Below are 10,849 nucleotides of genomic sequence, written 5' to 3'. Positions count from 1 at the left end.
GCGTCGTCCAGGGTCTTCCGGAACATCTCGATCGCGGTGACCACGATCGGTGACGCAAACCTCTTGATCACCAGGGCCGGAGCCGAGGGGCCGAGGCCGGGGGCCAGGGCGGGGCCGGGGTCAGGATGTGGGGGGTGGGCAGCGGTCGGGGAGTTGGACCTCGCCGGGGCGCAGGTCGAAGGTGTCCATCGTGAACCACTCGTCGAGTTCCGGGTCGAAGAGGTTCTGCAGGCCGAACTGCAACACCTGCCACCACCGGGTCGAGTCCCGCTGGTCGACGTAGATGTCGCCGAGCGCGAGCGGGAACCGGAAGAACTCCCCCGGCACCGTGGAGCCGCCGACGACACCGACCCGCCAGTGGTCGACGTGCCGGTCCTGGTCCCCTTGCAGGACTTCGGGCCCCACGTACCGCGCGGTCTTCAGCTTGTCGTTGAAGATCTGCCGGTTGAAGAACCCCGGGATCTTGCTACAGGCGCGTGGCGGGAACAGTGGGATGTTCGGCCACTTGTAGGTGAGCGTGTAGAGAGTGTTCTCGTAGATCAGGTTCGTGAACCAGATGGGGTGCTCCGGGCCACCGGCGATCATCTGGCTGTTGCCGTCGCGGCCCTGCCAGGTGAACGGCACGTCGATGCCGAGGTCCCGCACGACGTACCGGCCGGTGCCCTGGAAGTCCGCCGGCAGCAACGGAGGGCGCGGGTCGCGCGGATCGGGGGCTGTGCCACCGTCGGCCTGGGCCGCGCGAGGCACCGGCGCCACCGCCGGACCCGGCGCGACCATGCTGAGGGCGAACAGGCCGCCGGCCACAGCCGAAACCACGGTCCGACGGGTACGCCGCAACGCCATCTGCCCTCCGCCGGTGTTCGAAAGTGGCCGGTGCCCGACCGCGCGTTTCTTCGGCGAAGCGTAGGGGCAGGAAAAACGTGAGAGCCGGCAGAACGGATGGCCTCCACCGGACGGGTGACGCACCCATGCGGCCTGATCGACTCCGTTTGCTGAAAGTCGCGGTATCCGAGGCAGGTTGATACCCCGTCTTCCTGAAGACCGAGTTGATCAAGGCACGCGGTCGGCAAGGCACGCGGTCGGGCAAGGCACGCGGTCGGGCAAGGCACGCGGCCGGGCAAGGCACGGGGCCGGAGTGCGCACCGGCCCGGGACCAGCAGCGGTCCCGGGCCGGCGTTGCGCGAGCCTGACTACCTGATCAGCTTCCAGGGCCCGGACTTGTCACCCGGTTCCTGGCCGCGCGTCCACCACTTCGCCTCGTAGACGTGCCCCTTGAAAGTCACCCGGTCACCGGCGTTGTAGACCTTCGTGAGCGTCCAGGCCGCCGGGCTGTTGTCCGGCGGGGTCGGGGCGATCTCCTCCCACGACCCGTTGCGGTCACCCGGCTTCTGGTTGCGGGTGTACCACTGGGCCCGCCACTTCCTGCCGTCGTACATCGCGAAGTCGCCCGCGTTGAAGATCCGCGACGCGGTCCAGATCGCCGTACCGTCCTCGGTCATGGCGATTTCCTGCCACGCGCCGTTGGCGTCGGCGCCCGGCTTCTGGTTCTTCGTGTACCAGGAGGCCCGGAAGACCCGACCCTGGTAGCTGACCCGGTCCCCGTCGTTGTAGACGGTCGACGAACTCCACTGCGCCGGCACGTTCACCGTCAGGGTGGCGGTGGCCTCCACCGGAGTGAGGTGGTCGTCGCCGGCGTACGAAGCCGTCAGCGTGTGCTGTCCACCCGCGAGGCCCACCGGGAGGGTGAACGTCGCGGTGCCGTTGGTCACCGTGGTCGAGCCGCGGACGGTCGTACCCTCGCGCAACTCCACCGCACCGGTGACCGGCGTGCTGCCGGCCGTGACCTGCACGGTCACCGTCGCCGCGGTGCCCCAGTTGGCCGGGGCGGCGGTGACGGTCATCGTCGGAACCTGCTTGACGGTACGGAACACGGCCGGCTGGGCCACCGCCTCGCCGCCGTCGGCGCTCCTGGCGGAGACGATCCAGCCGTACGAGGTGCCCGGCAGGAGCTTGTCCCAGGTCGTCGTGGCCACGCCGTTCGAGGTCACCTCGTCGGTGCCGATCGTGCCGGACGGCACGTACGCGGCGAGCGAGTCGGTGCTGAACGACGTCTTGCGGGTGCTGAGGTCCACCGGCAGCGTGAGGTTGTCCTCCGAGCCGTTGTACCGCGGCTTGGGCTGGCTGCCGTCCTGGCGGATGTCGTACTCGGTCGCCCCGAAGTTCTTCAGGAACGGCGAGTACGTGTCGATGTGCATCTCGGCCCGGTCCACGTCGAACTGAAGCAGACGCAGGAAGCTCGCGCCGAACTGCAACCGGTCGGTGGCCTTGTGGTCCGGCTTGCCGTCACCGTTGACGTCGATGGTGCCGTCGGCGGCGACCTGCTTCGGCCACAGCTCACCGGCAGTGACCGTGTAGAACTGGTAGTCGGCGAGCAGCTCGACGACGTCGTGGCTGACCGTGACGCCGATCTTCGACTTCAGGTTCGTGCCGACGCCGTGCTCGTGACCGGCGAGGACCAGGAAGACGTTCGCGTTGGTCTCGACTACCTGCTTGAAGAGCGGCGAGCCGTCCGGCGCGGAGAAGTCCGCCCCACGACCGTCGGGGTTGGCCGACGGCTTCAGGTAGTCGTGGGAGAGCAGGATCCCGTTGCGGTCCTTGTACCGCTTGAAGATCGAGTCCGCCCACTTGGCCTCGGCCGGTGTCACCCCGTACGACAGGCCGACCGCCACGAAGTCCAGGCCACCTGCGGAGAAGAGCAGGTAGTTGTTCTGGTTGTCCTTGCCCGGCGTGACGGATCCGTCGGCCTTGGTCACCTCGTCCCACGCGTGGTATTCGGTGCCCGTCGGCCAGGACTTCGCCGTCCCGTAGTACCGGTCGGCGCTGAAGGTCCGGCTGAACCGGGACGTGGGGCCCGTCTCCGCGCCCAACTGGTCGTCGTGGTTACCCGCGATCACCTGGTTGACGACGCCGTTGTCGTCGAGGATCTTCTGGAAACCGGAGGCGGTCGCCAGTTCCTTCTCCACCTGCTCGTGCAGACCGGGCCGCTTCAGCGAGCCGTCCGGGTTCTTCGCCAGCGGGTCGTAGTAGTCGTTCTCGATGACGTCGCCGGTGTGCGCGGCGTACGCGATCTTGCGGCTGGCCGAGTTGTCGGCGATCCACTGCATCTGGTCGCGGTACGCGGCCGACCAGATGGCCTGCTCCTCGACCGTCTCGACGTCGGAGGGCTCGGCGTTTCCGTCGAAGTCGTCGTACGTGCCGCCGGCCGCGCCCTCGGTGACGTACTGGGTGTCGGTGAAGTGCGCCAACGAGAAGTCGTACGAGTTCGGGTCCTCGAAGCGGTCCTTGTCGTTCTGCGCCGACGCGTCGTGCGGGGACAGGTCGTCCGCGAACGGGTCTTCGCCGGTGACCAGGACGTGGACGATCCCGCCGTCGCGGTAGCCGGCCTCCACCTGCGCGGTCAGGACGGTGTCCTGCCCGGTCTGCCCCCGCGAACTGGTAAGCGCCACCCACTTTCTGGTGGCCGGGTTCCATGCCCGCAGCGCCACGATCCGGGCCGGGTCGATGGTGCCCGACCAGCGCAGCGTCGGCTCCTGCTTGGTCGCCCCCAGCGGCAGGTCGTACCGCTGGAAGACCACCGCGCGGCTGGACGCGGTGTCGATGGTCGCGCCGTCGAGCGGACGCAGCGAGGTGACGTCCACGCTCTTGTCGTGCTGGACGTCGAGCGTGGTCGGCACGTCGGCGGCCTCGCCCTGGTAGCCGCCGGTCGGCAGGACCACGTCCGCCTTGGTGAAGGTGGCGGTCAGCCCGACACCCTCCGCACCGGGGATCCGGGCGGACAGCTCTGCCGAGAGCGGGTCGGTGCCCTTGACTGTCGAGTTCAGCTCGGTCGGGACGTCCGGGATGCTGGCGCTGCTGAACCGCACCTCGCGGGTGGCGGTGTTGCCGAGCGCGTCGGTCGCCGTCAGCGCGATGGTGTGCTCCCCGGCCGGCAGGCCGTGGCCGATCTGGTCACCCTGCTTGACCGGCGTCCCGTCAAGCGTGATGACGGGCGTACCGGCGACGCCGGTGGCGTCCTTGACCTTGACGTTGAGCGCGACGGTCGAGGTCAGCCGCTGCCCGGCCGCCGGGACACTGCTCTCGATCTCCGGTGCGGTGTTGTCGGTGGTGAAGCGCCGCGTGGAGGTCTTGTCCCCGACGACCGCCCGGATGGTGTGGGCACCGTCCGGAATCGTCGTCGTGTCCACGTCCGCGCGCTTGCCGAGCGCCGGCAGCGCCGAGCCGTCCTCGGCGGTGACGTCGAACAGGACCGTCTTGGTCAGCACCGCGTTGTAGCTGCTGCCACAGGTGCCGTCACCGAGGTACGTGGTCACCTGCGACCCGGGCGGGTAGCTTCCCGAGCCGATGGTGACGGTCGTCTGCGCGACGGAGCGGGTGAGCTGGGTCGCCTTCGCACCGGTCGGCAGGAGTTGGAAGTCCCGCAGGGTGAAGTCGTCGTAGTTGTCGCAGCCGCCCGGCTTGGCGCTGCCGTGGTCGTTGCCGGCGACGAACTCGACGGCGTTGACGCCGGGCACCAGCCACTCGTTCGGGAAGGCGAGGTCGGCGACCTCCTTCTCCCACATGCCGATCTCCAGCGGGATGCCGTTGATCAGCGCCTTGTTGTCGTACCCGTTGTCACTGCCGTTGCCGCCGACGAACACCTTCAGGTGCGCGTCGCCCCCGCTGCCGAGGGTGTCGACGGTGCGCGTCGTCGGCGCGCCGTCGACGGTGAAGTGGAACTCGGCGTCCCTGTTGGCCGCGCAGTTCCCGTCGCCCAACGCCAACGACGCGTCGGTCGTCTCCGCCTTCGTCACCGTCGTGCCGCTTGTGGTGACGAGGTACGTGGGGCCGGCCGTCACCGTGCCCGCCGTGCTCAGCGCGAGGCTCGTCGCCTCCCGGGTGAGCGTGAAGTCGTCGTGGTTGGCGCAGGTCGCCCCGTTGAGGGTGCCGTTGTAGTCACCGGTCCGGATCTCGACGACGTTGTCGCCGAGGTGCAGGAACCGGGTCGGGAACGCCAGCTTGACGTCCTCCGCGCCGGTGGCGCCGTAGTCCCCACCGAGGTCGACCCGGTGCCCGTTGACGAGCGCGTAGTTCTGGTAGCGGGCCTCCACGGAGTTGCCGGCCGCGACGGTGAGGCCGAGGGTGGCGGTGCCGGTGGCAAGCGTCTCCGCGTTCTCGGCGGGCTTGTCGTCGATGGCGAGGGACTCGACGTGCTCCTTGCCGCCGCTGGGCAGCGCGGCGATCACCGGTCGGGTGCCGCGTACGCGGGCACCGTCGCCGGGGGTCACTGCCGCCGCGCCGGCCGGGGCGTTGTTGACGTCGACAGTGACGGACGTCTTCGCGCCCGACAGGGTGGTCGCGCTGACGGTGTGCGTACCCGTGCTGAGTTTGGTGGTGTCGAGGTCGGTACGCAGGCCGGACGTGCTGCCCGGCTCGCCGGAGATGACGAAGGTCAGGTCCTGGTTGAGCAGCTTCGCCGAACTGCCGCAGGTGCCGTCGCCGAAGCTGTAGCTGAACAGGTTCTGCTCGCCGTCGGCGACCACGCCGAGCAGGCTGAGGCTGATGCTGCTCAGCGCGTAGTCGTCGTAGTTGGGGCAGCGGCCACCCTCACCGTTCGGCAACTCCTCGTAGCCGACCGCGGTCTTGGTGGTCGAATCGACCCAGTTGGCTCCGGTATGGACGGTGACGGTGTTGGCCCCCGGCTGCAACCAGTCACCCGGAAAGTCGAGGGTGCCGACCTGCCCGCCCGGGATGTCCGGGAGGTAGACCCGGTCCGCAACGGCGGTGTGGGCGTTGACCGTGACGTAGTTGCGGTAGCGGGCCTCGGTGCCGTTGCCACCCATCTCGAACGCGAAGTGGGCGGTGCCGGCTGTCCTCTCGGCGGCGATCTTGTCGCCGTCGAGAGCGAGGGTCGTCACGGAGTCGTTCTCGGTGACCGGTTCGACGACGACGGGGACCTTACCTTCGAGGTTCTGCCCGTCGGTCAGGTTGATCAGCGGCGTGTTACCGCCGGTCGGGACCGTCTCTGCTCCTGCCAGGGTGGGGCTGAGGGTCGTCGCCGGTCCGGCGATGAGAAGGAGCGCCACTGCGGACAGGAGTCCGCGTGTTCGCTTCCTACGCGCACGTGGTGCGTGCGTCATGGCGGGGTTTCTCCTTTGTTGGGTGCGAAGAACCGCCGACGCCGGGCACCGGAATGCCGACCGCGGCGGGCACGGGGGCCAGAGCGGGTGGCCGGTCTCAGAACGCTGGAACGGCGGCGGTGAACGGCGTCGGGACCAACGCCACCGACGCGGGGAGGCTTGCCGCTACGCGGCGGGGCCACCGTGCGGTTGAGGGCATGCCAGCGCTCCGGTCTACAGGTGCTGTGGCACGCCGGTGGGCGCGGCCGTTCAGTGACCCTGCCGGCCGTTGGCGAACTCGCCAGGCGAGCTTGATGAGAAACGAGCGCAGCGGGGATGAACAGTTAGTTGATCAACTGCGTTCTCCAGCGCGCCATGAGCTGCCCGGCCGCTCCGCGACGGTGGACAGGTCCCGTGCACGCCCTGGGGCCCGGTCAGAGCCTGTCCATTTGATGTCGCAGAGCGCATAATGTGGGGGTGACTGCGCGGCGGGTAGCAATCCTGGTGACGTGCCTGGGTGACGGGCTCATCCACGATCGCGGGGCCATCAGTCGCGGATCGCACCGGTGACGCTCAGGCCAGCAGTGGCGGCAGCGCCAACAGCGGCGTGAACCTTCACCCCTGACATCGAGGCCGGCGCGGCGGAAGGGCTCGCGGTGAGCTTGAGACGATTGCCCGACGCACTGGCCCGCGAGACCGGCAACGCGACAGCTCACGGCGGCGGATTCGCCAACACCGGCGTGATCAAGGGCTCGGTCACCATCGTTTCGCGGCCTGCCGCCCGGTCGGCCTACCGACAGCAGGTGCAGCGCATCGCCCCGTCGGATCTACTGGACCGGGAACAGGAACTGGCCGAGCTCGCAGCGTTCTGCACGCTGCCTGATGCCGCTGACTACCGGTGGTGGCGTGCAGACGCGTGGGCTGGCAAGTCGGCGTTGATGTCGTGGTTCGTCCTGCACCCGCCGAACGGGATACGACTCGTCTCCTTCTTCATCACGGCCCGATGGGCCGGACAGAGCGACAGGGTCGCCTTCACAGACGTGGTCATCGAGCAACTGGCCGAGCTGCTGGGTGAGCCCATGCCGGCTCATTACACGGACGCGACTCGCGACCAGAGTTTTCTCGATCTGCTCGACCGTGCTGCCGAGGCCTGCCAGACACGAGGTGAGCGGCTGATCCTGCTCATCGACGGCTTGGATGAGGATCGCGGGGTGACCGTCGGATCGGACGCGCACAGCATCGCCGCACTGCTGCCCGCAACGCCGCCGGCCGGAATGCGCATCATCGTTTCTGGGCGGCCGAACCCCCCGATCCCCACCGACGTCCCAGATGGACATCCGCTACGTGATTCCCGGATTGTTCGACAGCTGAACAGGTCGCCGCAGGCGGAGGTGAACAGGGCAGACATGCTGCGGGAGTTGTCCCGGCTGCTGTCGGGCGCTCCCGCCGAGCAGGACCTGCTAGGTCTTCTCACAGCCGCCGGGGGCGGCCTCAGCGCCAAAGACCTTGCTGACCTGACCGGCTGGCCGGACTGGCAGATTGCGGACCACCTCAGTACCGTGGCCGGTCGCTCGTTCACTCAACGCCCGAGCCGCTGGCAGCCCCACACGGGACCCGACTTGTACGTGCTCGGTCACGAAGAACTGCACATCGCCGCCGTCGAGCGCCTTGGTCCCGAGCGACTGGAGGGATACCGGCAGCGTCTGCACCTCTGGGCCAGCATCTATCGGGAGCAACGGTGGCCGGCCGGCACCCCCGAATACCTGCTGCGCGGCTATTTCCGGATGCTGCTTGCCAGCCACGATGTGGCCAGGATGATCGCCTGCGCCACCGACCCTCAGCGACATGACCGGATGTTGGTCATCACCGGGGCTGACGCTGCTGCCCTCGCGGAAATCACCACCACTCAAGACGTCATCCTCGCCCGGCCCGATCCTGACCTACTGGACATGACCCGCCTCGCCATTCATCGAGACAACCTGGCAGGACGCAACGCCACCATTCCCACCGGGCTACCCGCGGTCTGGGCGTCCCTCGGCCAGACTGGGCGGGCCGAGGCGTTGGCAGGCTCCATCAACCATCCCGATCGCCAGGCGTCGGCGTTGGCTGAGGTCGCGGCGGCGGTCGTCAGAGATGGCGACGTCGAGCGGGCTGGCGCGCTGGCCGACCGCGCCGAGGCGCTGATTCACCCGGTCGCCAGTCCACACCGGCGGGTACCGGTGTGGATCGCCCTGGCCTGGGCAGTGGGTCAGGCAGGCGACGTTGAGCGGACCGGCGTCCTTGCCGACCGCGTCGAGGAGCTGGTTCGCGTGGCCGCCCGCCCGGACTGGCAGGCATGGGCGCTGACTGGCCTGGTCGTGGCGGTGGCCGCAACAGGCGATATCGAGCGGGCTGCCGGGCTGGCTGACCGCGTCGAGGAGTTGGTTCGATCGATGGACCAAGCGGACAGACGTGCGCGGGCGTTGTCCGGACTGGCGGCAGCGGTGGCCGCAACAGGCGACAGTTCTCGCGCGTACACGCTGGCCTGCTCGATTGATCAGCCGGAGCCGAGGGCACGCGCACTGGCCGCCGTGGCGAGGGCGGTGGCCATGATGGGTGATCGCGAGCGGGCTGCCGCGCAGGCTGACCAGGCCGAGAGTCTGATTCGCTCGCTTCCGGATCCACACCATCGGGTGCAGGGATGGATCGCCCTGGCCGGGGCGGTTGCCCACGACGTCAAGCGGACGTGGGCGCTGGTCGAGGCTGCTGAAGAGCTGATTTCTCCGCTGAACCCGACTCAGCGAGCGCAGGCGTTGATTGGCATGGTCGCGGCAGTTGCCGAATGTGACGACCTCGAACGGACCGCCCTGCTTGTCGATCGGGCTGAGAAGGCCGTCAACTCGATTGTTCAACCTGACCGGAAGGCATTGGCGCTCAGTGAGTTGGCGAGGGCGGTCGTGGAGGCCGGCGACGCCGAGCGGGCCGGTGCGCTGGCCGGCCGTGCCGAGGATCTGGCTCGTTCGGTCAGTGACCCGGACCGGCTGGATCGGGCACTGGTAGCCCTGGCGCCGGCGGTGGCCGCGGCCGGCGACTTCGATCGGGCAGAAGAACTGGTGCGTTCGATCAGCGGCAACCGGCTGGCGGCGAGCGCCTGGGCGTCCCTGGCGCGCGTGATGGCCGAGGCCGGCGAGGTCAGGCGCGCCGAGAGCCTGGTGCGTTCGATCAGCGACCCGGACCGTCAGGAGCAGGCAATCTGCGCGCTCGCGCCGGCGGTGGCCGCAGCAGGCGACATGGAACGGGCTGAGGATCTGGCCCGTTCGATCATCAACCCGCATCGCAGGGAGTGGACGCTGGGTGCGCTCGCGCCGGTGGTGGCCGCAGCAGGCGACATGGAGCGGGCTGAGCTGTTGGTCCGCTCCATCGGTCGCCGTCAGAGGCGGGCCACGGCGATGGCCGCGGTAGTGGAAGCGGCGGCAGGTATGGCGGAGACTGCGGCCGCCGGCGGCGACACGGCGCGGGCGGCGGCGATCGTCCGCTCGATCACGAGCCCGGACCGGCAGGCGTCGGTGGTGACCGCGCTTGCCCGGCGGATGGTTACGGCTGGTCAGATCGACCAGGCAGAAGCGTTGGTGCGGTCGATCCAGCGTCCCAAACAGCAGGCAGAAGCGCTCAGCACTCTGGCGGAGGCGATAGCTGAAGGGGGTGACGAGCAGCGAGCGGAGGCGTTGGTCTACTCGATCGACCACCGGGACTGGCAGGTGCCGGCACTGGCGACGCTGATCTCGACGGTCGCCAGAGCTGGCGACGATGAGAGGGCCGGTGCGCTGGCCGACCGGGCGGAAGAGTTGGCTCGCTCAATCAACGATCCGGGCCGGCGTGCCCGGATGATGAGCGGGCTGGTTGTGGCGGTTGCCGCGGCCGGTGACACCGATCGGGCCACCAGGCTTGCCCAAGCCATCGACAACCCGGAGGAGCGGGCCAGGGCCGTGACCGCGATCGTGACGTCAACGGCCGGAGCAGGCCGCGCCGAGCACGCCCGGGCGCTGGCTGACCAGGCCGAGGATCTGGTCCGCTCGATTGGGCGTGCGGACAGTCGGGCTCAAGCGTTGGTACGGCTGGCGGTGGCGGTGGCCGGCGATGCTGAGCGGGCTGATGTGCTGGCCGATCAGGCCGAGGACGTGGTCAGGTCGATCAGCAACCGGCCCCGCCGTGCGCAGGCCACTCTCACGCTTGCTCAATTGGCTGTGGCAGGCGGCAAGGTCGGGTGGGCCCAGAAGCTGGTCCGCTCGATCGGCCGCCCGGAGCAGCAGGCATCCGCGCTGACCGCGCTGGCAGGGACGGCCATGGAAGCCGGGAACGTCGAGTCGGCCAAAGAGCTGGCCCGGTCGATACGCAGCCAGGAGCAGCAGGCGTCGGTGCTGACCAAGCTCGCCAGGACAGCAATGGCTCGCGGAGACACCGAAGGGGCCGAAGAGTTGGCCCGCTCGATCAGGATCCCGGAGCGGCAGGCAGTGGCGCTGGCCGCGTTGGTCGACGGAGTGGACCACGACCGTGGACGGATGCTCATCGCGTGGGCCCTCCGTCTGGGCAGTTGGACGACACCGTTGAAGGCTCTGGTTCACGTCCAGCCGGCTGCGCTGACGAAGGTCGCTGACGAGTTCCTCGACCTCGCCCGATAGGCAGGGCCGGGTAGCACCGCGCCCTGCTCGCGGCGC

The 10,849-nt window shown here is 69.1% G+C and carries 3 protein-coding genes; 1 reads left to right on the top strand and 2 read right to left on the bottom strand.

The window, feature by feature from the left end; translation table 11 throughout:
- Positions 1-120: 120 nt before the first annotated feature.
- Both AB0F61_RS21170 and AB0F61_RS21165 read right to left on the bottom strand, forming a co-directional pair.
- Positions 121-816: a hypothetical protein gene (locus tag AB0F61_RS21170; RefSeq protein WP_357812163.1), complete on the bottom strand. Its 696-nt coding sequence runs from the start codon at positions 814-816 to the stop codon at positions 121-123.
- Positions 817-1,190: 374 nt separating this feature from the next.
- Positions 1,191-6,122, bottom strand: a complete 4,932-nt coding sequence (locus AB0F61_RS21165; RefSeq protein WP_357812161.1) for a carbohydrate-binding protein — start codon at positions 6,120-6,122, stop codon at positions 1,191-1,193.
- A 704-nt stretch (positions 6,123-6,826) separates the two neighbouring features.
- Between AB0F61_RS21165 and AB0F61_RS21160 the strand changes: the two genes are divergently transcribed.
- A complete protein-coding gene (locus tag AB0F61_RS21160) occupies positions 6,827-10,813 on the top strand; it encodes a hypothetical protein (RefSeq protein ID WP_357812159.1) in 3,987 nt (1,328 codons plus the stop codon).
- The last annotated feature ends 36 nt before the right edge of the window (positions 10,814-10,849 follow it).

The sequence above is a fragment of the Micromonospora sp. NPDC023888 genome, assembly GCF_040639415.1.
Classification (GTDB): Bacteria; Actinomycetota; Actinomycetes; order Mycobacteriales; family Micromonosporaceae; genus Micromonospora.
The sequence above is the reverse complement of the archived record's forward strand: the minus strand, read 5'-3'. Positions and strand labels throughout refer to the sequence as shown.